Here is a 25,331-nt window from a genome sequence, read left to right on the forward strand (position 1 = left end):
ATCATGTGAGGACACTATGTCTGGTTTTGAAGCGAATTTTGATGGCCTGGTCGGGCCGACGCACCATTACGCCGGCCTGTCGGTCGGAAATGAAGCCTCGCAGAACAACCGTGACGGGCTATCCAACCCGAAGAAAGCGGCGCTACAGGGGCTGTATAAAATGAAAACCCTGGCCGATAAAGGCTTTATTCAGGGGATTTTGCCGCCGCAGCCGCGGCCGAATATCAGCGCGCTGCGCGGTCTGGGTTTTCAGGGCAGCGATGCGCAGGTGATCCAGCGGGCGGCCGCCGAGGCGCCGCATCTGCTGTCTGCGTTTAGCTCCGCGTCGTCGATGTGGACCGCCAACGCCGCAACGGTGTCGCCGTCCGCTGACAGCGCCGACGGCAAACTGCACTTTACGGTCGCCAACCTGAACAACAAACTACACCGTTCACAGGAGGCGCCGACCACCGCATCGATTCTGCGCGCCACGTTTGCCGACGCCGCGTATTTTGCTCACCACGATGCGTTGCCGCAGCATGGCGATCTGGGCGATGAAGGGGCGGCGAACCACAACCGTTTTTGCTACGACTACGATCGTCAGGGATTACAGCTTTTCGTTTACGGCAAACGCGCCGCAGGCGGCGTGGCGCCGGGGAAATACCCGGCCCGCCAGACGCTGGAAGCCAGTCAGGCGATTGCGCGTCTGCACCGGTTGAACCCGGAATATACCGTTTTCGCGCAACAGGATCCGACGGCGATTGACCACGGCGTGTTCCATAACGACGTCATTGCGGTCAGCAATCGCCATGTGCTGTTTCACCATCAGCACGCCTTTTTACATCAGCAGGCGGTGCTGGCGACCTTGCGCGAAAAAGCCGCGCAGTTGGATATTCCTTTTACCAGCGTGGAAGTGCCGCAGGACCAGGTCAGCCTCGATGACAGCGTGGCGTCCTATTTGTTCAACAGCCAGCTGCTGAGTAAAGCGGATGGCAAAATGCTGATCGTGGTGCCGGAAGAGTGCCGCCAGCGCAGTAACGTCTGGCAGTATCTGAGCGCGCTGGTGAGCGATAGCGCCTCGCCGATTAACGAAGTGGCGGTCTTTGATCTACGCGAGAGCATGCGCAACGGCGGCGGACCGGCGTGCCTGCGTCTGCGCGTGGTGCTGAATCATGCCGAGCTGGCGGCGATTAACCCGCATAGCCTGATGAATGACGAACGCTATCAGCAGCTCACCCGCTGGGTGGAAAAACACTATCGCGACCGTCTGCATGCCCGCGATCTCGGCGACCCACAGCTGCTGAATGAGGTCTATCAGGCCCTCGATGAGCTGACGCAGATCTTACGTCTGGGGGCGGTATATGACTTCCAGCGTTAAGGGACCGGCAATGAACAAGATGGTGAATGATTTACTGCACTGCCGGCTGGCCGCGTGGCCGTTTCCCGCCGGCGTTGAAGCGCGCTGGTTAGCGGATGGCGTGCTGCAACTGCTGCCGCAGCGGCCCTGGCAGCGGGCCACCGTCGTCTCCGCGGGGATCCATGGCAACGAAACCGCACCGATCGAGATTTTGCTACAGCTGATGCGGTCGTTGAGTCTGGGGCAACAGCCGCTCAGCCATGCGCTGCTGCTGGTCTTCGGCAACCTGCCGGCGATTCGCGCCAGCCGCCGCTATCTGCATAACGACCTCAACCGCCTGTTTGGCGGACGGCACCTTACCGTCGCGCCGGGGAATGAGTCCCGTCGGGCGGCCGAGCTGGAGACGGCGGTGGCCGAATTCTTTACCGCCGCAGATGCCCAGGGCGCGGCGAGCCGCAGGCACCTGGATTTGCACACCGCCATTCGCGGCTCACGCTACCGGCAGTTTGCGCTGTTGCCCGCACGGGAGGGGGAGTATCACGCCGATTTTTACGCGCTGCTGCAGGCCAGCGGTATGGACGCCATCGTGCGCCATACCGAGCCGGGCGGGACCTTTACCCATTACACCAGTGAAAAGTATGCCGCGCAAAGCGCCACGCTGGAGCTGGGTAAAGTGATGGCTTTCGGGGAAAACGACCTCAGCCTGTTTGCCGCCACCGACGCCGCCATACGCGCGCTGATTGCCGACGCGCCGCTGCCGGTACGGGTCAAGGAACCGGCGCACCACTTTGTGGTGCAGGAGAGCATCGTCAAAAGTGCCAGCGATTTCACGCTCAACCTCGACCCGCAAAGCGAAAACTTCACCGCGCTGCCCGCCGGGTATGAAATCGCCCGTCAGCCGGATAAACGGTGGGTGGTTTCTGCCCATGCTCCGTACATCTTATTTCCCAATGCGGGAGTAGCGACCGGACAACGTGCCGGCTTGTTGCTGAAGTCTGCCGCGCCATGCCTTTCTTTGCCTGCCTGAAGGAATCGACATGACTCAACATCAACGCGAGGGGCAGGTTAATCCTGCCATCGACGGGGAGCGCCCGTCGCAGCTCAAACGCGGCCTCGGCGCCCGGCACATTCAAATGATTGCGCTGGGCGGAGCTATCGGAACCGGCCTGTTTATGGGGGCGGGAAGAAACATCGCCGTCGCGGGGACCTCAATCCTCGTGATTTATGTGCTGGTGGGGTTTTTTACCTACATGGTGATGCGGGCGATGGGCGAGGTGCTGCTCACCCGGCTGGATTACCGCTCTTTCGCCGATTTTGTCGGCGACTATCTCGGCCCGCAGGCGAGTTTTTATTTAGGCTGGACCTACTGGCTGAGCTGGGTGGTGACCTGTATCGCCGACGTGGTGGTGTGCGGCAGCTATATGCAGTACTGGTTCCCGGCGATGTCGGCCTGGATGCCCGCGCTCGCCACCCTTGGCATTCTGTTCCTGTTCAATTTACTGTCGGTTAAAATGTTTGGCGAGGCCGAATTCTGGTTTGCGCTGATCAAGGTGGTGACCATCATCGCGTTGATTTTGACCGGCGGATGGATGATCGCCATCGGCTGGACGTCGCCGGATGGAGTTAAAGCCTCGCTGCGCCACATTAGCGACCCGGCGGTGTTTATGCCGCACGGCGTGACCGGGTTCTTCGCCGGTTTCCAGATAGCGATCTTCTCTTTTACCGGCATTGAGCTGCTCGGTACGATGACCGCCGAAACCCGCGACCCTGAGAAGATTTTACCCAGGGCGATTAACGCGCTGCCGCTGCGCATTATCATCTTTTACCTGCTATCGATGGTGGTGATTATCGCCGTCGCCTCCTGGCCGGGGGTGTCGCCGGACGCCAGCCCGTTCGTGACCCTGTTTGCCAAAGCCGGATTGCCGGCGGCCGCGGCGGTGATCAACTTTGTCGCGTTAACCTCGGCGATGTCGTCGGCTAACAGCGGGGTCTACTCCAGCACCCGAATGCTGTACGGCCTGTCGGTGGAAAAGCATGCTCACGGCCAGTTTCGCATCCTGTCGCGCACCACGCGGATCCCGGTACGCAGCCTGCTGTTCTCCTGCTTCTGCATGCTCAGCGGGACGTTGCTGCTGTTTCTGGTGCCGAACGTGATGACGCTGTTCACGATCGTATCGACGCTGGCGGCGATTATGGTGGTCTTCAGCTGGGGGATGATCCTCGTGGCCTACCTGGTTTATCGCCATAAGCGTCCTGACCTGCATCAACAGTCGACGTTTAAAATGCCGGCGGGCGTGGCGATGAGCTGGCTGAGCCTGCTGTTTTTCGCCTTCTCGATTTTTATCATGATCTTTGACCCGGATACGCTGAAAGCGCTGATGGCCACGCCGATGTGGTTTATCGCGCTGTGGCTGTTCTGGAAGATAAAGCAGAAGCGAGAAGGGCAAACTCATCTGCAGAAGCTGAACGCCTGAGTGATGCCGGCATCTTGCCTGCCGGTCTCCCCGGCAGGCGCAAAAGAAGTGACCCCGTTACCTTTCATTACCCGCCGGGGCGTTGTGCGGTTTATCATGTAGCGAAACGTCTTTAAACGGATGAAGCGCTATGCAAAGGAGCGAGCATGACAGAGCATTTCCCATCCCTGGCGGATGACACGCTGGCGGCGGCAAACCGCTTAGGCCAATGGCTGGCGCAGGATGATTTCACCGCGCTGGCGCCACCGCCGCAGCTTGATATCGTGGTGCTGGCGGGTAATGCGGTGATCCCGACCATTGACGCCGCCTGTCGGCTGGCGGCGGATACCGGGGCGCCACTGCTGATTAGCGGAGGTATCGGCCACTCGACGTCGTTTCTCTACGACGCGGTACGCGCCGACCCGCGTTATCGTCTGCTCCCGGTCGCGGCGCGCCCGGAAGCGCATATCCTTGCCGATATCGCCCATCGGTTCTGGCATATTCCGCGGGAAAAGGTGGTGGTTGAAGATCGCTCCACGAACTGCGGTGAGAATGCGCGCTTTACCCGCGAAATGCTGGTGGCTGAAGGGCTGGCCCCTCGTCGCGGGGTGGTGATTCAGGACCCGACCATGCAGCGGCGGACGATGGCGACCTTTGCCCGCGTCTGGCAGAACGCGGAAACCGTGCCGCAGTGGTACAGCATGCCGGGCTGTGCGCCGCTGCTGTGCAATACGGCCGTCGGGTTAGCCTTCCGCGGCGAGCATCGCGGGCTGTGGCCGGTGGGGCGCTATCTGTCGCTGATCCTCGGGGAACTGCCGCGCCTGCAGGATAATCCGCAGGGCTATGGCCCGCGTGGAAAAGACTTTATTGCCCATGTGGATATCCCGGCCCACATTGTCGAGGCAGGGGAGCGCCTGCGCGAAGATAGCCTGCTGACGGAGGCTCTGAACGCCCGTCCCCTGAGCTGACGAATGCCCGTTTGTGACCTGTTTTGCGTAAACGGGCACTTTTTGTTGCCGAAATGTAGCCATTCGCGCCAGATACTGGCCTGTTTTTATGACCTGATTCACAAAATCAGGTGGGCAGTCTGCTGCGGACGTTCCTTGTCGATAGATTTTTAACAAATAAGTTACTTGTTAAAAACAACATATCTACAGGAGCAGGCCATGACAGCACCCGTTCAACACCCGATGTATATTGATGGTCAGTTTGTTGCCGGACGCGGCGACGCGTGGATTGACGTGCTCAACCCGGCGACCGAAGCGCTGATTTCGCGTATCCCCGACGGCACGGCTGAAGATGCCCGACGGGCCATCGATGCGGCGGAGCGCGCGCAGCCGGCGTGGGAAGCGCTGCCGGCGATTGAGCGGGCGGGATGGCTGCGTAAAATTGCCGCCGGTATTCGCCAGCGCGCCGAAGAGATTGCCGGGCTGATCGTCGCCGAAGGCGGGAAAATTCAGCAACTGGCGGCGGTGGAGGTCTCATTTACCGCCGATTACCTTGACTATATGGCGGAATGGGCGCGCCGTTATGAAGGGGAGATTGTGCAGAGCGACCGTCCGGGGGAAAATATTCTGGTGTTTAAACGCGCCCTCGGCGTGACCACCGGGATTTTGCCGTGGAACTTCCCGTTCTTTCTGATTGCCCGCAAGCTGGCGCCCGCGCTGATTACCGGCAACACCATCGTGATTAAACCGAGCGAATTTACCCCCAATAACGCCGTCGCCTTTGCGCAGATTGTCGATGATATCGGCTTGCCAAAAGGGGTCTTTAACCTCGTGCTCGGTCGCGGTGAAACCGTGGGCCAGGAGCTGGCGGCCAACCCGAAAGTGGCGATGGTCAGCATGACCGGCAGCGTCGGCGCGGGTGAGAAAATTATGGCCGCCGCGGCAAAAAATATTACCAAAGTGTGCCTCGAGCTGGGCGGTAAAGCGCCGGCCATCGTGATGGATGATGCCGACCTCGAACTGGCGGTGAAAGCGGTGGTGGATTCCCGGGTGATTAACAGCGGGCAGGTGTGTAACTGCGTTGAGCGGGTTTACGTGCAAAAAGGGATCTACGATCGTTTCGTCAATCGTCTTGGCGAGGCCTTAAAAGCGGTGCAGTTTGGCGACCCGGCCGCGCGGGACGATATTGCCATGGGGCCGCTGATTAACGCCGCGGCGCGGGAACGTGTCGAACAGAAAGTGGCGAAGGCGCTGGCGCAGGGGGCGCGTCTGGCGCTGGGCGGTCAAGCGGTGGCGGGGAACGGCTATTTCTATCCGCCGACGCTGCTGCTGGATGTACGCCAGGAGATGGATATCGTTCATGAGGAAACCTTCGGACCGGTGCTGCCGGTGGTGGCATTTGACACTCTCGATGACGCTTTAGCGATGGCTAATGACAGCGACTACGGTCTGACCTCGTCTATTTATACCCGCGATCTGAACGTGGCGATGAAGGCGATAAAGGGGCTGAAATTCGGCGAAACCTACATTAACCGTGAGAACTTTGAAGCGATGCAGGGCTTTCACGCCGGCTGGCGGAAATCAGGTATCGGCGGGGCCGACGGCCGCCATGGCCTGAACGAATATCTGCAAACCCAGGTGGTCTATCTGCAGTCGTAGGCGTAGGCGTCGCCAGCGGGTAGCCGGGCTATCCGCTGGCGACTACGCCGCTGCCGCTAGCGGGCGAACTTATCCAGGACGCGCACCAGCTGCGTCACAAAACCATATTCGTTATCATACCAGGCCACGGTTTTGACCAGCTGAACGTCGCCGGCTTCGGCAACTTCAAGCTGGGTGGCGTCATAAATGGAACCGAAATGGCTGCCGATGATATCCGAAGAGACAATCTCCTCTTCGGTGTAGCCGAAAGATTCGTTGTTCGCCGCCGCATTCTTCATTGCCTGGTTAACCTCATCGGCGGTGACTTTTTTCTCGAGGAGGGAAACCAGTTCGGTGACCGAGCCGGTTTTGGTCGGCACCCGCTGAGCGTGGCCCTTCAGCTTCCCGCTGAGCTCCGGAATCACCAGACCGATCGCCCTGGCCGCCCCGGTGGTATGCGGAATGATGTTTTCCGCCGCCGCCCGCGAGGCGCGTAAATCTTTCCCCCGCGGCCCGTCAACCAGCGACTGGGTGCCGGTGTAGGCATGAATCGTGGTCATGGTGCCGAGCTTAATGCCGAAGGCATCGTGCAGGACCTTGGCCATCGGGGCCAGGCAGTTGGTGGTGCAGGAGGCGACGGAAATAATCGTGTCATCTGCGCTCAGGGTATCGTCGTTAACGTTATAGACGATGGTTTTCATCTCGCCGGCAGGGGCCGAGATCAGCACTTTCTTCGCCCCGGCATCGAGGTGAGCCTGCGCTTTCTCGGTCGACGTGTAGAAACCGGTACATTCGACGATGAGCTCTGCGCCGACGGCTTTCCACGGAATATGCCGGGCCTCTTTCTCGGCATAAACGGTAATTTTTTTCCCGTCCACGATCAGCGCGTCCTCGGTAAAATCCACGCTCCATGGGAAAGGTCCGTAGTTAGAATCATGTTTTAACAGATAGGCCAACACTTTCGGCGAGGTAAGATCGTTGATCGCCACGACTTCCAGCGGGCTGTGAACCTCCAACAAACGGCGTAATACCAGACGTCCGATACGACCAAAGCCATTAATCCCAAGTTTGCTCATGAAAAGCCTCCCGGTGGGTGGTGGTGAGTGAGGTTGCGGTATTAGACTCTCCAGGCATACTCCAGTCGCCCCGAATCGGCAACCCGGAAAAGCGCCGGGCTGGCTAAGCGTTTGAAAAACTGCACACAAAAGTTCATGAATTTGCCGGGAATCGCGCGTAAGGCGAAAGGCCTATTGCTTACGCCGTACGCTATCTGTCGGGCGGGTGGTTGACGACCCACCTGTCGGCCTTGTGCAGCGCCGACAGGTGAGCGCAGGGTGCGCTATTTTGCCGCGGCGAGGGCTTCTTTTATCCACTGGTCGAAGGTGGCCTGATGAGCGTGAATCCAGCCGTTCACATGGCTCTGAATATCGGCATCAGAGGATTTCCCCTCATGCATCAGCTGGTTCTGAGCGTTAACATCGGCCAGCGGCAGTTGCACGATCGCAAAGAGTTTTGCCGCCGCCGGATTTTTTTCCGCCCAGGCTTTGTTGGCCACCACATGTTCATTATTGACCTTAAAGCCGTAGTTTTTCCCGTTAGGCAGGGTGGTGTCCATCTCTTTCAGCGAACCCGGGTTAGCTGAGAACGGAACGGTAAGCCAGACAACATCTTTCCCGGGCACCATTTCATTGCTGACCCAGTAGGGCGTCCAGGTAAAATAGAGCACCGGCAAACCGGATTTATAGCGCGTTAAGGTGTCGGCGATAATAGCAGAATAGTTTCCCTGATTTTGTTTTACGGTATTTTCTAAACCGTAGGCCTTAATCTGGGTGTCAATAACCTGGCCGCAGACCCAGCCCGGATTACATCCGGCTAAATCGGCTTTACCGTCATCGTTGACGTCAAATAATTTGGCGATTTTCGGGTCTTTAAGCTGGGAAATATCCGTGATGTGATATTTATCCGCCGTTTTCTTATCGATGAGATACCCCTGGGCCGCGCCGCTGATATAGGTGCCCTGGCGATAAAATTTCTTATCTCCGCCGGCCGAATTATACATATCCTTTTGCAGCGGTTGCCAGTTCACCGCCATATAAGTCGCATCCCCCGAGGCAATAGCGGTATAGGCGACATTGTAATCCACTTCCTGCGTCGGCTGCACGTCATAGCCCAGTTTTACCAGCGCTTTATTGATGATTTCCGTCTGGAAAGCCTCTTCAGGAATCGTGCTTTGCAAGGGATACACGGTCACCCCTTGTCCGGGAAGCCCCGCAGCGAAGGCGGCGGGCAGCGTGAGAAGCAGAGCGGCTGCGAGAATACTGGTCTTATAAATAGACATAATAAATAACCCTGTTGTTTGTATTTTATTGAGCCAGAAGCGGCAGGAGTAATCATTGGCGAACGTGCGTGATGATGTGAGGCAATGGCAGGAGGAAAACGCTTGATAGATATTGTGGCGATTGCGCAGGCTTAGATAAGATCATAACTATTGTGTATTGTGGCGTCTGGTCTTTATGAATGAGTAATCAGTAAATTCACCATAGCACACTGAATTCTGCTGGCAACCTTTTATCTCCTGTTATGTGCCCAGGGTCGCGGCTAAATAGCCATCTGGCGGCCGGCGAACGCGACATATTAAGCAGGAAGAACAGCCGGATAAATATATTGTTGGCAAAGGCAGAGGATATTTCCCGGGCCTCCCTGGGCGGGGCCGGGAGATATTCAATCGGGTAGTAAACGGGCCGCAGCGGAACCGCTGGCAACATTGAGATGCCGATACCTGCGACGGCGTTTTAAATCCCCCGATGGCCCAGTGAAGCATGATGGCGATCGGGACGCAGAGGCCATCCGCGCAGCGACCCTCTACTGATTCGCTCCCTCTTTCATGTCTCCTTCCGTTCCATAATGAGATATATTGGGGGAACTAGCGTAAATTATCTTGTTATAGCAGGTGACATCGGAATGGCTCTGATCCCCAAAAACTACACGCGGCTGGAGAGCGGCTACCGTGAGAAAGCACTAAAAATCTATCCGTGGGTATGCGGGCGCTGTTCGAGAGAGTTTGTTTATTCGAACCTACGCGAATTGACGGTTCATCACATCGATCATGATCATACCAATAACCCGGAAGATGGCAGTAACTGGGAGCTGTTGTGTCTGTATTGTCATGACCACGAGCACTCGAAGTACACTGAAGCCGACCAGTACGGCACGACCGTGGTGGCAGGGGAGGATGCGCAAAAAGATGTTGCTGCCGCTACCTATAATCCCTTTGCCGATTTAAAGGCGATGCTGAATAAGAAGAAATAGTCTCCGCGGTGCTCTATATGGGCGCATAGCCGGCGGTTATCTCAGTGAACCCGGAGCGCCGGGCCTTACCTGCCTGGCAGCCCGTAGTCGGGGGGCGGAAGCCCCTCGCTGGCCGGGAAACCTCTGCATATCGCGCCCGGAGATAACTCCAGGCTGAAGATCTCTGACCTCACGGTGGGTAAATGCCTCCGCTCGCCAGAAATAACCCTCGCTAACTGCTTGCTTTTGCACTCATTACCGCAATCCGGGCCGGGTTTGTTAATACTACGTAAAACTTAATGAAATTTTCAGCAAAGGTCGTTATGTTGTCGACATCACTGTTTTATTAAGGGTTTTCCCATGCGCGATAAATACACTGGCCTGCAGATAGGTATCCACTGGCTGGTCTTTTTATTGGTGGTTGGTGCCTATGCCACTATGGAGCTGAGAGGTTTTTTTCCTCGCAGCGCCCGACCGGTCATTAACATGATTCATGTTTCCTGCGGGATTTCCATTCTGCTGCTGATGGTGGCGCGCCTGCTGGTACGCCTGAAATACCCGGCGCCGCCGATTGTGCCGAAGCCCTCGCCGATGATGACCGGCTTTGCGCATCTCGGACACCTGGCTATCTATCTGCTGTTTATCGCCCAGCCGCTGGTCGGCCTGGTCATGATGTATCACCGCGGCAATCCGTGGTTCGCTTTTGGCCTGACCATGCCGTTTGCCGCGCAAAGTAATTTTGAACTGGTGGATACGCTGAAAGGCGTGCACGGTTTGCTGGCGAATACCGGCTATTTCCTGGTCGGTCTGCATGCGTTAGCCGCGCTGATGCACCATTACCTGTGGCACGATAATACGCTGCTGCGGATGATGCCGCGCAAGCGCTGAGCGCCTGCCGGACCGTAAAGACCCCGCTTAATCGCGGGGTTTTTTATTTCTTTCTCCGCAGAGTGTGCTACATCTGATATGAACCGGGGGAAAAGGGGAAGTATGCAAGTCAGAGGTGCCGTCGGGGATGAAGCGCCTGCGCTGTGGGTTATCCGTCATGGCTTTGTCGCGCTGGGTGAAAAACTGCTGCCATCGAGGCTGGCGCAGGCGGATTTACGCCGGGTGGCGATGGCGCGGGAACTCGCCTGAATCCGAATGTTCGTCGCTATACTATGACGGATAGCGGCGTTTCAGTTTGCCACTTCGGCTAATAAAATATAGTATACCCCCCTATATGATATTGAGGGCGTCATCATGCCACATTCACCTGAAGACAAAAAACGCGCGCTGAGTCGCGTACGCCGTATTCGCGGGCAGGTTGAAGCCCTGGAACGCGCGCTGGAATCCGGCGAGTCCTGTATGTCGATTCTGCAGCAGATTGCCTCGATTCGCGGGGCGGCCAACGGCCTGATGGGGGAGATGGTGGAAATTCATCTCCAGGACGAGCTGGTCAGCGGTGACACCACCCCGGATCAGCGCGCGGCGAGAATGGCGGAAGTGGGTCATCTGCTACGATCCTACTTAAAATAAATCACCACGAAGGAAGAGACGGATATGAAATCACGTGCAGCTGTCGCGTTTGGCCCCGGCCAGCCGCTGAAAATCGTTGAGATTGACGTCGCGCCGCCGAAAAAAGGCGAAGTGCTGGTCAAAATTACCCACACCGGCGTCTGCCATACGGATGCCTTCACTCTCTCCGGCGACGACCCGGAAGGGGTATTCCCGGCGGTGCTGGGCCATGAAGGCGGCGGTATCGTGGTCGAAGTTGGCGAAGGGGTGACCAGCCTCAAGCCGGGCGATCATGTTATTCCGCTATACACCGCCGAGTGTCGCGAGTGTAAATTCTGTAAATCCGGCAAAACCAACCTTTGTCAGGCGGTTCGCGCCACCCAGGGGAAAGGTCTGATGCCGGACGGCACCACCCGTTTCTCGTATAACGGCGAGCCGATTTATCACTACATGGGGACCAGTACCTTCAGCGAATATACCGTCTGCGCTGAGATTTCGCTGGCGAAGGTAAACCCGCAGGCGCCGCTGGACAAAGTGTGCCTGCTGGGCTGCGGCGTCACCACCGGTATTGGCGCGGTCCACAACACCGCGAAGGTGAAAGAGGGCGACACGGTGGCGGTCTTTGGTCTTGGCGGGATTGGTCTGGCGGTGATCCAGGGCGCGGTGCAGGCGAAAGCCGGGCGCATCCTGGCGGTCGATACTAACCCGGACAAGTTCACGCTTGCCAAAGAGATGGGCGCGACCGATTTCATCAATCCGCAGGATTACGCTAAGCCGGTTCAGGACGTCATCGTTGAGCTGACCGACGGCGGCGTGGACTTCAGCTTTGAGTGCATCGGCAACGTAAACGTGATGCGCGCGGCGCTGGAGTGCTGCCATAAAGGCTGGGGCGAGAGCGTAATTATCGGCGTTGCCGGCGCGGGCCAGGAGATCAAAACGCGTCCGTTCCAGCTGGTGACCGGCCGAGTCTGGCGCGGTTCGGCGTTCGGCGGCGTGAAAGGTCGCAGCCAGCTGCCGGGTATGGTTGAAGATGCAATGGCCGGCAAAATTCGCCTCGATCCGTTTATCACCCATCGCCTGCCGCTGGATCAGATCAACGAAGCGTTTGCTCTGATGCACGAAGGTAAATCCATCCGTACCGTGATCCACTTCGGCGAAAATTAATCCGCGGTAACATCGCGGCAGTAACCCTCCGGGCATGACGGCGCGATCGTCAGCCCGGAGAGTTCATTATGCGGGCATGGATTTGCGGATGGCGCTAAGTAACGTCTGCGCGCCGGAAGAGAATGCGGCGTCCACCCGGGTCAGGATGCCGATCGGTTCGCCGGCGCCCTGAGTGGCAACCGGCAGGGCGGTCAGCAGGCCGCGGCGCAGATCGTCTTTTACCGCCCCGGAAGGGACAAACCAGATGTAGTCATAATCCACGGTCAGCTGGCGCGATAGCGAGGCGGAGAGCGTCTCGATACAGCCGGCGGGTATTTTACACCCCTGGCTTTGCAGTAAGGTTTCGGCATTCTGGCGCGGAATGGTGCCTTTTGGCGAGACCACCACCGGCCACTCCATCACCCGGCTGAGGGTGACGGTTTCCTGTAATAAAGGGTGACCGGGACGCACCACCAGCTTCAGGGACTCAAGAAACAGCAGTTCGTAATTCAGCCCGCTCATCAGTTCCGGGTCAGACATCCGCCCGATCCCAATATCAATTTCCCCCGACTTTAGCCCCGCCAGCAGCATGGTGTTATTCATGGTGGCGACCTGCAGGGTAATATCTTTCTGCTGCTTGTGAAACTGGCCAATAACCGTCGGCAGGATACCCAATGCGGCGGTGGGGAGGGCGCCGATGCGCACCACATCGTTACTCAACCCCTCTTTACGGTTGAGCGCCTGACCGGCGGTGTTCAGCGCGTCGAGAACTTTTACCGCATGGGTGAGGAACTGTTCGCCGACCAGCGTCAGCTGGGCGCCCAGGCGTCCGCGCTCAAACAGGCGCGTGCCGGTCAACTGCTCCAGCTCATTGAGCGTTTTGGATAACGCGGGTTGACTCAGATTTAGTGTTTCAGCCGCACGCCCCAGAGTTCCCTGTTGAGCGACGGCCACGAAAGTGTGTAGATGGCGCAAACGAATGCGCTGACTGAAGAGACCATTTTTTTCCATAGCTGATGTTAAAAACAGAGCGCACTCAGTGACAAGCGAAGTTGTTTAATTTTGATAACCAGATAGCAAAATATTTTTAACATTTGATCTTGTTATATTACAACTTCTTTCGTTGTGTACGGTGGTGTAAAACAGACGCCCCGCTTCAGGACGGGGCGAAATCAGGGCAGGAGAGGCGTCAGATATCAAAAAAGACGGTTTCATTATCGCCTTGCAGATGAATATCAAAGCGGTAGACGATTTCATTACCGCGCACTTCGCGTTCAGCGATTAAGGTCTGACGGCGGACCTCCCACTCGATCAGATTCAGTACCGGATCGTTGCGGTTGGCTTCCTGCTCATCGGCAAAGTACATCCGCGTATTCAGACCGATATTAATCCCACGCGCGACTACCCACAGGTTAACGTGCGGCGCCATGAGGCGACCGTCGCGGCCCACCACGGAACCCGGTTTGATAGTTGCGAAGCGCCAGATGCCGCTGGCGAAGTCGGAGCAGGTCCGGCCCCAGCCGCGAAACGAAGGATCGATCTTTTTGCTCTGCTGGCGGTCGTCCGGGTGGTGGTAGCGCCCGGCGGCGTTGGCCTGCCAGATCTCCAGCAGTACGTCACGCACCGGGGTGCCGGAGCCGTCAATCACCCGGCCTTCGATAGTAATACGCTCGCCTTCGGTATCAGGGGTGGTAAGCTGCGGGCCGAAGTTTTTTTCAAAGATATGAAAACCCGCGGCGTCCGGCGCAAGGCCGATATGCACGTACGGGCCGGCGGTCTGCGAGGCGGTTTCGGCTAAATACTCTTTCATCGGGCGGCCCCCTGAGTGCGGTTTTCAAACAGCGTGGCGCGATGGCCGCGCAGCACAAGGTCAAAGCGATAGGCCAGACAATCCAGCGGTACCGCGGCGTGGGTATCGAGTTCGGCAATCAGCGTGCGTACGGCGTCGTCGTTATTAATGGTTTTGACGATCGGGCACTGCTTAATCAGCGGGTCGCCTTCGAAATACATTTGCGTAATCAATCGCTGCGCCCACGCATCCCCGGAGAGTGAAAAATGGATATGCGCCGGGCGCCAGTCGCTGACCTGGTTACGCCACGGGTAGGGGCCAGGCTTAATGGTGCGAAAACAGTAGTAGCCGTTGTCATCGGTCAGCACCCGGCCGCAGCCGCCAAAATTGGGATCGATAGGGGCCAGATACTGATCCTTTTTATGCCGATAGCGGCCGCCGGCATTGGCCTGCCAGACTTCCACCAGCGTGTTTTTCATCGGGCGGCCAAAACCGTCGCGCACATAGCCATGCACGATAATGCGCTCGCCGATCGGCAGGCCTTCTTTGGCGTAATTCAGGATCAGGTCATTATCCAGCGGGCCGAGATCGTCGTGGCTGAACACCGGGCCGGTAATTTCTGACAGCGAATTTTGTAGCGAGATCAGCGCATTGCGCGGCGAGCGCAGCACGCTGGTTTTATAGCCCGGGGCGTAAGCGGGAGGATGGCTATTATAATCGCGATGAATAACCTCGCGCGGTGACCATTTATCATTCATAGGGTACGTGCTCCGTTTAATCGGTAGAGGGGCATCTTATTGTCATATCGCCAGAAACAGTGTGTGTAAATGCCTTGTTAATTTAAAGTGAAATTAAAGGGTGTTTTCCATAACCCACCGTTATGTCCCGCGGGTTGTAAAAGAGAAGGGCAGGTTATCCGCATCACAATTTGTAAATTCTTCCCGCCGTCAGCCGGGCCCTTTTCTACACTCCAGGAAGTATTCACTGGAGGTAAGACATCATGGCGAACACCATCACGGCTGATGAGATTCGGGAAAACTTTTCGCAGGCCATGTCGGCGATGTACCAGCAGGAAGTTCCACAGTACGGGACGTTACTGGAGCTGGTGGCGGACGTTAATCTGGCGGTGCTGGAACATAATCCGAAATTGCACGAGCAGCTGGCTAATGCCGACGAACTGTCGCGGCTGAACGTTGAGCGCCACGGCGCCATCCGCGTCGGCACGGCGGAAGAACTGGCGACCTTGCGTCGCATGTTTGCCATTATGGGGATGTTCCCCGTCAGCTATTACGATCTGTCGCAGGCCGGGGTACCGGTGCATTCCACCGCCTTTCGTCCCGTCGACGATGCGGCGCTGGCGCGCAACCCGTTCCGCATTTTTACCTCGCTGCTGCGTCTTGAGCTGATTGCCAACGTCGAGCTGCGCCAGCGCGCGGCGGAGATCCTCTCCCGTCGCGATATCTTTACTCCCCGCTGCCGCGAGCTGATCGCGCTCTATGAACAGAGCGGCAGCTTTACGCCGGCGCAGGCGCGGGAATTTGTCCGCGAGGCGCTGGAGACATTCCGCTGGCACAGCCACGCGACGGTAGACGATGAGACCTATCATGCGCTGCACAACGAACACCGGCTGATTGCCGATGTGGTCTGCTTTCCCGGCTGCCATATCAACCACCTGACGCCGCGCACTCTGGATATCGACCGGGTTCAGGCGTTGATGCCGGAGTGCGGCATCGTTCCGAAAGCGCTGATTGAAGGACCGCCGCGCCGCGATGTGCCGATACTGCTGCGCCAGACCAGTTTTAAAGCGCTTGAGGAGCCGGTCATGTTCGCCGGGGAGCACAAAGGCACTCATAGCGCGCGGTTTGGCGAGATCGAACAGCGCGGGATAGCGCTGACGCCGAAGGGCCGGGCGCTGTATGACCGCCTGCTTAATGAAGCCGGGGTCGGCAAAGACAATCTCAACCATCAGCGCCATCTTCAGGAGGTGTTCAGCCAGTTCCCGGATAGCGAATTCCTGCTGCGCCAGCAGGGGCTGGCGTGGTTCCGCTACCGCCTGACGCCGGCCGGAGAAGCCCATCGCCACGCCTTTGGACCCGGCGACGATCCGCAGCCGTTGATCGAGCGCGGCTGGCTTGTCGCGCAACCGATTATTTATGAAGACTTTTTGCCGGTGAGCGCCGCCGGAATTTTTCAGTCTAATCTGGGGAATGAAATTCAGGCCCGCAGCCACGGCAATGCCAGCCGCGACGCCTTTGAAGCGGCGCTCGGTTGCCCGGTGCTGGATGAGTTCGCGCTTTATCAACAGGCGGAGGAGCGCAGTAAACGCCGTTGCGGTCTGCTTTGAATCCGGTACTCTGCTGACATGAATTATCGACGACCGTAAAAGGAAGCAGGTCATGCAGAATCCATCGACTCCGCTGGTTAACACCCGGCAGGGGACGCTATCCGGTATCGCTGAACGGGGGATTAACATCTGGCGCGGGATTCCCTATGCCGCGCCGCCGGTCGGCGAACTCCGCTGGCGCGCGCCGCGCCCCCCCGCGCGCTGGCAGGGCGTACGCCCGGCCGACGCCTTTTCCGCCGCCAGCTGGCAGGATATTGAGTACTGCCGTGAGCTGGGCGGCGGCGATCCCGGCCGCTTCTCGGAAGATTGCCTGTATCTCAATGTCTGGGCACCCGCCGCCCGTACTCAGCCGCTGCCGGTGATGGTCTGGCTGCACGGCGGCGGCTTTACCATCGGCGCCGGCAGTCTGCCGCCGTACGACGGCAAAGCGCTGGCCGGGCGGGAGGTGGTGGTGGTCACCGTCAATTATCGGCTGGGGCATTTAGGTTTTTTCGCCCATCCGGCGCTGGAGGGGGAGGATGGCGAGCGGGTGTATAATTTTGCCCTGCTCGATCAAATTGCCGCCCTGCAATGGGTGCAGGAGAACATTCACGCCTTCGGCGGCGATGCCACCAATGTGACCCTGTTTGGCGAATCGGCCGGGGCGCGCAGCGTGCTCTCGCTGATGGTGTCGCCAAAATCGCGCGGGCTGTTCCATAAAGCGATCGTGCAAAGCGGCTATACGCTGCCGGACCTGCCGCGTGAAAAAGCGCTGCAGAAGGGGCGCCTGCTGGCGGAACATTTCTCCCTGCCGGAGGCCAGCGCGGAGCAGCTACGGGCGATTCCCGCCGAGGCCTTCTGGTCGCTTACCGCGCCGCTGACGATTGGCCCGGCGCCGATCGCCGGTGATGCGGTGCTACCGCAGCCGATGCTGGAGACGTTCTTTGCCGGCCATCAGCACCCGCTGCCGGTGATGATTGGCTCCAACAGCGACGAGGCCAGCGTGATGGCGGTATTTGGCGTTGATATCGCCGGGCAGATTCAGAAACTGCGCCGCGAACGGCGCTTTGGCCTGGGACTGATAAAGCTGCTCTATCCCGGGGTAAGAGGGGATGAAAACCTCGGGCGCGAGGTGTGTCGCGATATGGCCTTTACCACCCTGGGCTATGTGGTGATGCTGGCCCAGCAGCGGGTGGGGCAACCCTGCTGGCGCTACTGGTTCGATTATGTACCGCAAGCGGCGGATGAGACCTATCCGCACGGCGCGTGGCATGGCGATGAGGTGCCTTATGTCTTCGATACGCTGTCGCTTGCCGATCCGGTGCGCGGCTACGCCAGCGATGAGGACCAGGCCTTTGCCGCCCAGGTGGCCGATTACTGGACCAGCTTCGCGCGGCTCGCCGGCCATCGCTGTAGCGAACTCCCGGGCGCGATACGCTGGCCGGCCAGCCAGCGTGGGCGGGATCGGCTGCTGCGCATCGGCCTGCATAAGCGGGCCGGGTTTAAGCTGGAAAACCGCTTTATGCGTGCGCGACTGGCGCTGTTTCGTCGGGTGATGCGCCATCATGTGACGCTGGATTGATCAGCTCCGCGCGAAAGCGCGCCAGGCCGTCGGCCTTACTCTGCGAACCGCGGACCACCAGGCGATAGCTGGCCCCGGTCTTCACGCTGAGGGAAAAAGGCCGGGTCAGGCGACCCGCGCGCAGATCCTCCGCCACCAGCGTTGCGTCAGCAATGGCGATGCCCAGCCCCTGCATGGCGGCGGTGATCGCCAGATCCATGGTGTCGAAATGCTGGTTTTTACGCATGCTCAGCGGGGCATTCGGGGAAAATGCCGTCAGCCACAGCGACCAGTCGGTCTTATCCCGCGTCGGATGTAAAAAGGTGACCCCGCTGAGCGTCTTATCGCAAGGAATGGCGCCGTTGCTGACCGGCGTCAGCGCCTCTTCAAAGAGCAGATCGCCGGCGCTGTGATGCGTCCCGAAAACGATCGCCGCATCATAGGGTTCCGTTTTGAAATTCACGCTATGTTCGGTGGTGGTGGTGAGGGCGATTTGCAGCTCCGGATGGCGCTGTTCGATGGCTACCAGCCGCGGGACCAGCCAGCGTATTGCGCAGGTTGGCGCTTTCAGGCGCACCACGGTCTGCTGCTGACGCGCCTGCTCCGCCACCGTCACCAGCCGGCCGAAGGCGGACTGCAGCTCGGGGTACAGCGCGCTACCCTGCGGCGAAAGATGCAATCCGCGGGCGTGGCGGGCAAACAGCGGAAAGCCGAACCACGCCTCCAGCGCCGCAATCTGGCGGCTGACGGCCCCCTGAGTCAGGCACAGCTCGCGCGCCGCGTGGGTTAAGTTAAGATGCCGGGCGGTCACCAGAAAGGTTTCCACGGCATGAAAAGGCAGGGCGCTTCGCGACATCTCATCTCCAGCTATGCATTTCGATCATAGGCAGTATGCCAGCTTCGTTGCGGGAATGGGACACTGTGTTCCACTTTCACCGACTAATCCTCTGCCGGCAAGTACACTATGATCTGCCATGTGAAGACAAACTCTGCCGGAACGACAATTTCGGCGGAATAACCTGATGTTTAAATGAGGAGTCAATCATGGCCAAACCCTACGTTCGTCTGGATAAGAATGAGGCTGCTGTGCTACTGGTGGATCATCAGACCGGGCTGTTGTCGCTGGTTCGTGATATCGATCCCGATAAATTCAAGAACAACGTGCTGGCGCTGGGGGACCTCGCCAGATACTTCGCTCTACCCACCATCTTAACCACCAGTTTTGAAAACGGCCCCAATGGTCCGCTGGTGCCGGAACTGAAAGCGCAGTTCCCGGATGCGCCTTATATCGCCCGCCCGGGCAATATTAACGCCTGGGATAACGAAGATTTCGTCAAGGCGGTGAAAGCGACGGGGAAGAAACAGCTCATTATTGCCGGGGTCGTCACCGAGGTCTGCGTGGCCTTTCCGGCGCTGTCGGCCATTGAAGAGGGGTTCGACGTCTTTGTGATCACCGATGCGTCAGGCACCTTTAACCCACTAACCCGTGATGCCGCCTGGGATCGCATGTCGCAGGCCGGGGTGCAGCTCATGTCGTGGTTTGGCGCCGCGTGTGAGCTACATCGCGACTGGCGCAATGACATCGAAGGGCTGGGGACGCTGTTCTCCAACCACATACCGGACTACCGTAACCTGATGACCAGCTATAACACCTTAACCAGCAAGTAGTTTCCCACTTCGGCCAGCGTCTGCTGGCCGCTTACTTTCTTAAGGCATGATCAAAGCTCATAGCTACTATGACAACAATTCGGTTGTCGTCGGGTAGCGCTTTGGATTGAATGATTATGCACATAAAATGAGAAAGGATTAACTATGCGTCTCTGTTCCCCGGTGACCACCCGTTCCAAATTGCCGGATGTCGGCACCACCATCTTTACCGTGATCGGCCAGCTCTCCGCTCAGCATAATGCCATCAACCTTTCTCAGGGCGCGCCGAATTTTGCCTGCGATGAACGGCTGGTGGCGGGAGTGACGCGGGCGATGCAGGCGGGGCATAACCAGTATGCGCCGATGACCGGCCTGCCGGCGCTGAAAGCGCGGATTGCCGACAAGATCGCCGCGCTGTACGGCACCCGCTATGATATCGACAGCGAAGTGCTGGTGACCGCCAGCGCCAGCCAGGGGATCTACTCGGCCATTGGCGGGCTGGTGCATCCCGGCGATGAAGTGATCTACTTCGAACCCTCTTTCGACAGCTACGCGCCGATCGTCCGTCTGCAGGGGGCCACGCCGGTGGCCATCAAACTGACGGTGCCTGACTTCAGCGTCAACTGGCAGGAGGTTCGCGCCGCGATCACCCCGCGTACGCGGATGATTATTGTCAATACGCCGCATAACCCCAGCGGCCAGGTGTTTTCCGCTGAAGATTTAAACCAACTGGCGGCGCTGACCCGCAACACCGATATCGTGATTTTGTCGGATGAGGTGTACGAACATGTGGTCTTTGACGGCCAGCAACATCACGGGATGGCGACCCATCCTCAGCTGGCTGAACGCAGCGTTATCATCTCCTCGTTTGGCAAAACCTACCACGTTACCGGCTGGCGCGTAGGGTACTGCGTCGCCCCTGCGGCGCTGATGGACGAGATCTGCAAGGTTCATCAGTTCCTGATGTTTTCCGCCGATACGCCGATGCAGTATGCCTTCGCCGAGCATATGACCGATCCGCAATCCTGGCTCTCGCTGGCCGCTTTCTACCAGCAGAAGCGCGATCTCCTCCAGCAGCAGCTGGCCGACTCGCCGTTCCGCCTGTTGCCGAGCGCGGGCTCATTCTTCATGCTGGCGGACTACAGCCATTTCAGCGATGAAAGCGACAGCGAAATGGTGAAACGACTGATTACCGACTACGGCGTTGCGACGATCCCGCTGTCGGCGTTTTATACGGATGGTACTGATAACAAACTGATTCGCCTCTCTTTTGCTAAAGATGAAGCCACATTGCGGGCCGGTGCGCAGGCACTGTGTCACGTTAAGCCGCGTTAAGGAGCCACAGGATGAAAATAAAAGCCCTTACCCTCGCTTTGGGGATGATTTGCACCTTCTCTTCGTTTGCCGCCAGCGAGCTGCGCTATGGCGTGGAAGCGGAGTACCCGCCGTTTGAAAGCCGTAATACGGCAGGGGAGCTGGAAGGTTTCGATATCGATTTAGGGAAGGCGATTTGCCAGGCCGCCGGGCGGCAATGCAGCTGGGTAGAGACCTCGTTCGATGCGCTGATCCCGGGGCTGGTGGCGAAAAAGTTCGACGCCATTAACTCGGCGATGAATATCACCGAGCAGCGGCGCAAGAGCATCGATTTTACCCAGCCGATTTATCGCATCCCCTCGCAGCTGGTGGGGAAAGCCGACAGCGGCATGCAGGCGACGCCGGAAGGGTTACAAGGGAAAACTATCGGCGTATTGCAGGGGTCCATTCAGGAAACCTATGCCAAAGAGCACTGGGAAAAACACGGCGTGACCGTGGTGTCGTACAAGGACCAGAACATGGCGTGGGCGGATCTGCTGAACGGCCGTATCGACGCCTCGCTGGTGATGTCTGCCGCCGGGCAGGCCGGTTTCCTCAGCAAGCCGCAGGGCAAAGGTTTTGGCTTTATCGGCCAGCCGGTCTCTGACGATACCATTCTCGGCAGCGGGATCGGTTTTGGCCTGCGTAAAGGCGACGAGGCGAGCAAAAAACAGCTCGACGCGGCGATCGATAAAGTTCGCGCCGACGGCACCATTACCCGTCTGGCGGCGAAATACTTCCCGGGTATTGACGTCAGCGTCAAATAATAGCCGTTCGCCGTCGTTTGGCTTTAGGCAACGGACCGCAGGGAAGCCGGCAGACTCTTTTGCGTGGACTGATGTTGCTGACAGAGGGGAGAGACTGTTTTCCCCTCTGTTGTCGTCAACCGAAAAGTAATAAATGGATTTTTTGGTTGATTGATGGGTTTTCTACGGAAGAGTTGTCACTCCTCTCAGATTTATTGTCAGGTTAAGCGTTCGATTTTCCCGGGTGGCGACTCGTTTTCGATAATCCATCTAAAAATTTGTGCATCCGGGCGAGCCTCTATTATTAATTTGTTCACGGTAAAGCTTTTCTCAAATAAATCAATGTGACTTTGCGGGACAGAACGTGTGTTCTGATACGACGATAGCCCAAACTTTCATACAATCGCAGATTGGCCTCACTTCGCGATCCGGTAAACAGTTCACAATAACGCGATGAGGGAAAAAGGGTTTCACAAGCCAGCAGCAATGAACGACCGATACCTCGGTGTTGATAGTGCGGACTGACGCTGAGACGCCCGATTTCGCAGATTTCACCTTGCAGCGTGGCGCGAACCGAAGCCACCGGAACCCCCTCCAGTTCGACCTTGAGCACAACGCTCCTGGACAGCGCTCGGGTAAAATCAATAAGGGTTTCAGTTAATGGAGGGATCGCGTAGTCAGAATAGGTATCCGCTTCAGTCAGGTAGGCCTCTTTCTGAATGTCGAGAAGTTTTGGCAGATCTTTTACATTTGCTTTTGTTATATTCATGGCGTCATGTATCACATAGGGAAATAAAATATAAGATGTGGCGATTGTTTATTTCACTATAAAAAGAAAACCGCTATCTGAGCTGATCAATATCAACTCTGTTCGGGATGAATTGTAAACGCGGCATTTCTCGGCATAAGGCGTCTTTTCTTTCGAGTCAAGGATGTATAAGCCTTTACCACAAACGATATCCTTAGCCGATTGGCCAGCAGTTCACTGTTTCGCCTCCCACAAGGTGCGGTGAGGCAGACTTTGAAACAGAAACGCGTCCGGCCATGCGCCAGTTTTGGTCGGACGACATGACGAACCCGATCGCGCGCAGGGGCGACGAGGACGACGACGTGGTTTTGTTGAAACTGCGAGCGGCGGTCTTCGGCGAGAATGCTCTGTGAACGAGAATTCAGTCTGGTCTGGTGGACAGAATTATTTCGCGCTTTTTCTGGCGTCAACAATTGGATTATCAATCGTTTTTGTCTAGAGTGGGCGAAATTCACGACGCATCTGTTGGTCGCGTTGCGTATCCATTGGCATAACAGAAGGACGCTTTCTCAGGCATGAATCGCAGACGTTTTCTCAAATCTTCCATGGCTGTTGCCGCCGTATGCGGAACGTCAGGAGTCGCTTCACTTTTCTCTAACGCCGCGCTTGCCGAAGATTCAGGCATTGCTGATGGAATGACGCGCCGTTTTGACTTTTCCGTTTTGCAATCGATGGCGCACGATCTCGCGCGTCAGTCCTGGGGCGGCGCCCCGCGCGACCTGCCGCCGACGCTGGCGAATCTGACCCCGCAGGCTTATAACAGCATCCAGTACGATGCCGGGCACTCGCTGTGGAACAACATCGACGATCGTCAGCTGGACATTCAGTTTTTCCACGTTGGGATGGGCTTTCGCCGCCGGGTGCGCATGTTCTCGCTGGATACACAAACCCAGCAGGCGCGGGAAATTCACTTCCGCCCGGAGCTGTTTAACTATAACGACGCCGGTGTCGACACCAAACAGCTGGTGGGGCAGACCGACCTCGGCTTCGCCGGGTTCCGCGCCTTTAAAGCCCCGGAGCTGGCGCGTCGCGATATCGTCGCCTTCCTCGGCGCCAGCTACTTCCGCGCGGTCGACAGCACCTATCAGTACGGGCTCTCCGCCCGCGGCCTGGCGGTAGACACCTTTACCGATACCCCGGAAGAGTTTCCGGACTTCACCTCATTCTGGTTCGAAACGGTCAAACCGGGCGCGACGGTCTTTACCGTCTATGCGCTGCTCGACAGCCCGAGCGTCACCGGGGCCTATAAGTTTGTGATCAACTGCCAGCAGACGCAGGTGATTATGGATGTGGAGAACCACATCTACGCCCGCAAAGATATCAAGCAGCTGGGTATTGCGCCGATGACCAGTATGTTCAGCTGCGGCAACAACGAACGCCGGATGTGCGACACCATTCATCCGCAAATCCATGACTCCGATCGTCTCGCCATGTGGCGCGGTAACGGCGAGTGGATCTGCCGCCCGCTGAATAACCCGCAAAAGCTGCAGTTCAATGCTTTCGAGGATAAAAACCCGCGCGGCTTTGGCCTGCTGCAGCTGGACCGCGATTTCTCCCACTACCAGGATATTATGGGCTGGTATAACAAGCGCCCAAGCCTGTGGGTCGAACCGCGTAACCAGTGGGGCAAAGGGGCCGTCAGCCTGATGGAAATCCCGACTACCGGCGAAACGCTGGATAACATCGTCTGCTTCTGGCAGCCGGAAAAGGCGATCAAGGCCGGGGATGAGCTGGACTTCAGCTATCGTCTGTACTGGAGCGCGCAGCCGCCGGTGCGTTCGCCGCTGGCCCGGGTGATGGCTACCCGCACCGGGATGGGCGGTTTCCCGGAGGGCTGGGCGCCGGGCGAACATTATCCGGACAAATGGGCGCGGCGTTTTGCCATCGACTTTGTCGGCGGCGATCTGAAAGCGGCGGCGCCAAAAGGCATCGAGCCGGTGATCACGCTCTCTAACGGCGAGGCGAAGCAGGTTGAAATCCTGTACGTCGAACCGTTCGACGGCTATCGCATTCAGTTTGACTGGTATCCGACCAATGACGCCACCGACCCGGTAGAAATGCGCATGTTCCTGCGCTGCCAGGGCGATGCGATCAGCGAAACCTGGTTGTATCAGTATTTCCCGCCGGCTCCCGACAAACGCAACTATGTTGATGACCGGGTAATGAAGTAACCCCTACGGTCGCCCATTCACGCTGCCATGCCGTGGATGGGTTGACCCGCAGTGAGAGACGCCATGTCCGCAGAACAGTCCCCCGCAATTGAAGAGATCCCGGTGACCGGGCAGCTGACGCTGCGCGCGGTCAATGAACGTTACGTCACTGAATTACACCAGCTGGTTGACAAGAACAAGCACTGGCTGCAGAACGCGCTGAGCTGGCCCGCCGCGGTGAGCAGCGAAGAGGAAACCCGTCGCCATGTGCAGGGCAACGTCATGCTGCATCAGCGTGGTTATGCCAAAATGTTTTTACTGTTCCTCCGCGACGAGATGGTCGGGGTGCTGTCGTTCAACCAAATCGAACCGCTGAATAAGACCGCTTATATCGGCTACTGGATCGATGAACATCACCAGGGGCAGGGGCTGCTGTCGCAGGCGCTGCAGGCCTTTATTCACCACTACGCGCACAGCGGTGAAGTGCGCCGGTTCGTCATCAAGTGCCGGGTGGCTAACCACAAGAGCAATCAGGTGGCGCTGCGCAATGGTTTTACGCTCGAAGGGTGCCTGAAGCAGGCCGAATATCTGAACGGCTCGTATGACGACCAGAATATCTACGGACGGATTATCGATAGCGCCGGGTCATGAT

The 25,331-nt window shown here is 57.9% G+C and carries 24 protein-coding genes; 17 read left to right on the forward strand and 7 right to left on the reverse strand.

What is annotated here, in order from left to right; all coding sequences use genetic code 11:
• Nucleotides 1–16: 16 nt before the first annotated feature.
• The 5 genes from astB (at nt 17) to aldA (ending at nt 6,395) form a co-directional block, all read left to right on the forward strand.
• Complete coding sequence (astB, locus tag EDF73_RS22795) at nt 17–1,357, forward strand: N-succinylarginine dihydrolase (RefSeq protein ID WP_132731318.1); 1,341 nt, start codon at nt 17–19, stop codon at nt 1,355–1,357.
• Nucleotides 1,358–1,367: 10 nt separating this feature from the next.
• A complete protein-coding gene (gene astE, locus EDF73_RS22800) occupies nt 1,368–2,363 on the forward strand; it encodes a succinylglutamate desuccinylase (protein ID WP_132731319.1) in 996 nt (331 codons plus the stop codon).
• Nucleotides 2,364–2,373: 10 nt separating this feature from the next.
• Nucleotides 2,374–3,810, forward strand: coding sequence for an amino acid permease (locus EDF73_RS22805; protein ID WP_132731320.1), 1,437 nt, complete (start codon nt 2,374–2,376; stop codon nt 3,808–3,810).
• Between the two features lie 146 nt (nt 3,811–3,956).
• The gene (locus EDF73_RS22810) at nt 3,957–4,757 is read left to right on the forward strand and encodes a YdcF family protein (RefSeq protein ID WP_132731321.1); all 801 of its coding nucleotides are present in this window, start codon (nt 3,957–3,959) and stop codon (nt 4,755–4,757) included.
• 198 nt (nt 4,758–4,955) lie between these two features.
• The gene (gene aldA, locus EDF73_RS22815) at nt 4,956–6,395 is read left to right on the forward strand and encodes an aldehyde dehydrogenase (RefSeq protein ID WP_132731322.1); all 1,440 of its coding nucleotides are present in this window, start codon (nt 4,956–4,958) and stop codon (nt 6,393–6,395) included.
• 56 nt (nt 6,396–6,451) lie between these two features.
• On the opposite strand, the gene gap is transcribed toward aldA, so the two are convergent.
• Together gap and proX are read right to left on the reverse strand one after the other, a co-directional pair.
• The gene (gene gap / locus EDF73_RS22820) at nt 6,452–7,450 is read right to left on the reverse strand and encodes a type I glyceraldehyde-3-phosphate dehydrogenase (protein WP_132731323.1); all 999 of its coding nucleotides are present in this window, start codon (nt 7,448–7,450) and stop codon (nt 6,452–6,454) included.
• A gap of 263 nt (nt 7,451–7,713) precedes the next feature.
• A complete protein-coding gene (gene proX / locus EDF73_RS22825) occupies nt 7,714–8,712 on the reverse strand; it encodes a glycine betaine/L-proline ABC transporter substrate-binding protein ProX (protein ID WP_132731324.1) in 999 nt (332 codons plus the stop codon).
• A gap of 623 nt (nt 8,713–9,335) precedes the next feature.
• Here proX and yajD point away from each other — a divergent pair.
• The 5 genes from yajD (at nt 9,336) to EDF73_RS22845 (ending at nt 12,323) form a co-directional block, all read left to right on the forward strand.
• Nucleotides 9,336–9,683, forward strand: coding sequence for an HNH nuclease YajD (yajD, locus tag EDF73_RS22830; protein ID WP_132731325.1), 348 nt, complete (start codon nt 9,336–9,338; stop codon nt 9,681–9,683).
• Between the two features lie 339 nt (nt 9,684–10,022).
• On the forward strand, nt 10,023–10,550 hold the full coding sequence (gene cybB, locus EDF73_RS22835) for a cytochrome b561 (protein ID WP_132731326.1): 528 nt from the start codon (nt 10,023–10,025) through the stop codon (nt 10,548–10,550).
• A 102-nt stretch (nt 10,551–10,652) separates the two neighbouring features.
• Entirely contained in the window at nt 10,653–10,799 is a 147-nt protein-coding gene (locus EDF73_RS27500; RefSeq protein ID WP_165905779.1) for a hypothetical protein, read from the forward strand.
• Between the two features lie 105 nt (nt 10,800–10,904).
• A complete protein-coding gene (locus EDF73_RS22840) occupies nt 10,905–11,180 on the forward strand; it encodes a metal/formaldehyde-sensitive transcriptional repressor (RefSeq protein ID WP_132731327.1) in 276 nt (91 codons plus the stop codon).
• 24 nt (nt 11,181–11,204) lie between these two features.
• A complete protein-coding gene (locus EDF73_RS22845) occupies nt 11,205–12,323 on the forward strand; it encodes an S-(hydroxymethyl)glutathione dehydrogenase/class III alcohol dehydrogenase (RefSeq protein ID WP_132731328.1) in 1,119 nt (372 codons plus the stop codon).
• 66 nt (nt 12,324–12,389) lie between these two features.
• Here the strand turns inward: EDF73_RS22845 and EDF73_RS22850 are convergent, their stop codons facing one another.
• The 3 genes from EDF73_RS22850 to pcaH form a co-directional block, all read right to left on the reverse strand.
• Nucleotides 12,390–13,313, reverse strand: a complete 924-nt coding sequence (locus EDF73_RS22850; RefSeq protein ID WP_132731329.1) for a LysR substrate-binding domain-containing protein — start codon at nt 13,311–13,313, stop codon at nt 12,390–12,392.
• A 178-nt stretch (nt 13,314–13,491) separates the two neighbouring features.
• Entirely contained in the window at nt 13,492–14,112 is a 621-nt protein-coding gene (gene pcaG, locus EDF73_RS22855) for a protocatechuate 3,4-dioxygenase subunit alpha (protein ID WP_132731330.1), read from the reverse strand.
• Nucleotides 14,109–14,849, reverse strand: a complete 741-nt coding sequence (gene pcaH / locus EDF73_RS22860; protein WP_132731331.1) for a protocatechuate 3,4-dioxygenase subunit beta — start codon at nt 14,847–14,849, stop codon at nt 14,109–14,111. Before pcaH ends, pcaG begins: the two co-directional genes overlap by 4 nt.
• Nucleotides 14,850–15,091: 242 nt before the next feature.
• On the opposite strand from pcaH, the gene EDF73_RS22865 reads away from it, so the two are divergent.
• On the forward strand, nt 15,092–16,435 hold the full coding sequence (locus tag EDF73_RS22865) for a VOC family protein (RefSeq protein WP_132731332.1): 1,344 nt from the start codon (nt 15,092–15,094) through the stop codon (nt 16,433–16,435).
• A 52-nt stretch (nt 16,436–16,487) separates the two neighbouring features.
• Nucleotides 16,488–17,996 carry a carboxylesterase/lipase family protein gene (locus EDF73_RS22870; protein WP_132731333.1) on the forward strand — a complete coding sequence of 503 codons (1,509 nt, stop codon included), beginning with the start codon at nt 16,488–16,490 and terminating at the stop codon, nt 17,994–17,996.
• On the opposite strand, the gene EDF73_RS22875 is transcribed toward EDF73_RS22870, so the two are convergent.
• Nucleotides 17,935–18,831: a LysR family transcriptional regulator gene (locus EDF73_RS22875; protein ID WP_132731334.1), complete on the reverse strand. Its 897-nt coding sequence runs from the start codon at nt 18,829–18,831 to the stop codon at nt 17,935–17,937. The two genes, EDF73_RS22870 and EDF73_RS22875, sit on opposite strands and share 62 nt — an antisense overlap.
• Nucleotides 18,832–19,019: 188 nt before the next feature.
• Between EDF73_RS22875 and ycaC the strand changes: the two genes are divergently transcribed.
• The 3 genes from ycaC (at nt 19,020) to EDF73_RS22890 (ending at nt 21,742) form a co-directional block, all read left to right on the forward strand.
• The gene (gene ycaC / locus EDF73_RS22880; protein WP_132731335.1) at nt 19,020–19,643 is read left to right on the forward strand and encodes an isochorismate family cysteine hydrolase YcaC; all 624 of its coding nucleotides are present in this window, start codon (nt 19,020–19,022) and stop codon (nt 19,641–19,643) included.
• Nucleotides 19,644–19,787: 144 nt separating this feature from the next.
• Nucleotides 19,788–20,957 carry a pyridoxal phosphate-dependent aminotransferase gene (locus EDF73_RS22885; protein ID WP_132731336.1) on the forward strand — a complete coding sequence of 390 codons (1,170 nt, stop codon included), beginning with the start codon at nt 19,788–19,790 and terminating at the stop codon, nt 20,955–20,957.
• 11 nt (nt 20,958–20,968) lie between these two features.
• Entirely contained in the window at nt 20,969–21,742 is a 774-nt protein-coding gene (locus EDF73_RS22890; protein WP_132731337.1) for a transporter substrate-binding domain-containing protein, read from the forward strand.
• A 292-nt stretch (nt 21,743–22,034) separates the two neighbouring features.
• Here EDF73_RS22890 and EDF73_RS22895 read toward each other — a convergent pair whose 3' ends face one another.
• Nucleotides 22,035–22,490: a GNAT family N-acetyltransferase gene (locus EDF73_RS22895; protein ID WP_132731338.1), complete on the reverse strand. Its 456-nt coding sequence runs from the start codon at nt 22,488–22,490 to the stop codon at nt 22,035–22,037.
• 554 nt (nt 22,491–23,044) lie between these two features.
• Here EDF73_RS22895 and EDF73_RS22900 point away from each other — a divergent pair.
• Nucleotides 23,045–24,700: a glucan biosynthesis protein gene (locus tag EDF73_RS22900; protein ID WP_132731339.1), complete on the forward strand. Its 1,656-nt coding sequence runs from the start codon at nt 23,045–23,047 to the stop codon at nt 24,698–24,700.
• 63 nt (nt 24,701–24,763) lie between these two features.
• Entirely contained in the window at nt 24,764–25,330 is a 567-nt protein-coding gene (gene rimL / locus EDF73_RS22905; RefSeq protein ID WP_132731340.1) for a 50S ribosomal protein L7/L12-serine acetyltransferase, read from the forward strand.
• Nucleotide 25,331: the final 1 nt, after the last annotated feature.

Source organism: Klebsiella sp. BIGb0138 (genome assembly GCF_004342285.1).
Classification (GTDB): Bacteria; Pseudomonadota; Gammaproteobacteria; order Enterobacterales; family Enterobacteriaceae; genus Klebsiella.

Bases quoted from the DNA above. Each gene is read 5' to 3' on its own strand.
- gap (WP_132731323.1), bottom strand. From the start codon at position 7,450: ATGAGCAAACTTGGGATTAATGGCTTTGGTCGTATCGGACGTCTGGTA.
- astE (WP_132731319.1), top strand. From the start codon at position 1,368: ATGAACAAGATGGTGAATGATTTACTGCACTGCCGGCTGGCCGCGTGG.
- EDF73_RS22875 (WP_132731334.1), bottom strand. From the start codon at position 18,831: ATGTCGCGAAGCGCCCTGCCTTTTCATGCCGTGGAAACCTTTCTGGTG.
- proX (WP_132731324.1), bottom strand. From the start codon at position 8,712: ATGTCTATTTATAAGACCAGTATTCTCGCAGCCGCTCTGCTTCTCACG.
- EDF73_RS22885 (WP_132731336.1), top strand. From the start codon at position 19,788: ATGCGTCTCTGTTCCCCGGTGACCACCCGTTCCAAATTGCCGGATGTC.
- EDF73_RS22810 (WP_132731321.1), top strand. From the start codon at position 3,957: ATGACAGAGCATTTCCCATCCCTGGCGGATGACACGCTGGCGGCGGCA.
- cybB (WP_132731326.1), top strand. From the start codon at position 10,023: ATGCGCGATAAATACACTGGCCTGCAGATAGGTATCCACTGGCTGGTC.
- EDF73_RS22890 (WP_132731337.1), top strand. From the start codon at position 20,969: ATGAAAATAAAAGCCCTTACCCTCGCTTTGGGGATGATTTGCACCTTC.
- EDF73_RS22895 (WP_132731338.1), bottom strand. From the start codon at position 22,490: ATGAATATAACAAAAGCAAATGTAAAAGATCTGCCAAAACTTCTCGAC.
- ycaC (WP_132731335.1), top strand. From the start codon at position 19,020: ATGGCCAAACCCTACGTTCGTCTGGATAAGAATGAGGCTGCTGTGCTA.
- rimL (WP_132731340.1), top strand. From the start codon at position 24,764: ATGTCCGCAGAACAGTCCCCCGCAATTGAAGAGATCCCGGTGACCGGG.
- EDF73_RS22805 (WP_132731320.1), top strand. From the start codon at position 2,374: ATGACTCAACATCAACGCGAGGGGCAGGTTAATCCTGCCATCGACGGG.
- aldA (WP_132731322.1), top strand. From the start codon at position 4,956: ATGACAGCACCCGTTCAACACCCGATGTATATTGATGGTCAGTTTGTT.
- astB (WP_132731318.1), top strand. From the start codon at position 17: ATGTCTGGTTTTGAAGCGAATTTTGATGGCCTGGTCGGGCCGACGCAC.
- EDF73_RS22900 (WP_132731339.1), top strand. From the start codon at position 23,045: ATGAATCGCAGACGTTTTCTCAAATCTTCCATGGCTGTTGCCGCCGTA.
- EDF73_RS22840 (WP_132731327.1), top strand. From the start codon at position 10,905: ATGCCACATTCACCTGAAGACAAAAAACGCGCGCTGAGTCGCGTACGC.
- pcaG (WP_132731330.1), bottom strand. From the start codon at position 14,112: ATGAAAGAGTATTTAGCCGAAACCGCCTCGCAGACCGCCGGCCCGTAC.
- EDF73_RS22865 (WP_132731332.1), top strand. From the start codon at position 15,092: ATGGCGAACACCATCACGGCTGATGAGATTCGGGAAAACTTTTCGCAG.
- EDF73_RS22845 (WP_132731328.1), top strand. From the start codon at position 11,205: ATGAAATCACGTGCAGCTGTCGCGTTTGGCCCCGGCCAGCCGCTGAAA.
- pcaH (WP_132731331.1), bottom strand. From the start codon at position 14,849: ATGAATGATAAATGGTCACCGCGCGAGGTTATTCATCGCGATTATAAT.
- EDF73_RS22850 (WP_132731329.1), bottom strand. From the start codon at position 13,313: ATGGAAAAAAATGGTCTCTTCAGTCAGCGCATTCGTTTGCGCCATCTA.
- EDF73_RS22870 (WP_132731333.1), top strand. From the start codon at position 16,488: ATGCAGAATCCATCGACTCCGCTGGTTAACACCCGGCAGGGGACGCTA.
- yajD (WP_132731325.1), top strand. From the start codon at position 9,336: ATGGCTCTGATCCCCAAAAACTACACGCGGCTGGAGAGCGGCTACCGT.
- EDF73_RS27500 (WP_165905779.1), top strand. From the start codon at position 10,653: ATGCAAGTCAGAGGTGCCGTCGGGGATGAAGCGCCTGCGCTGTGGGTT.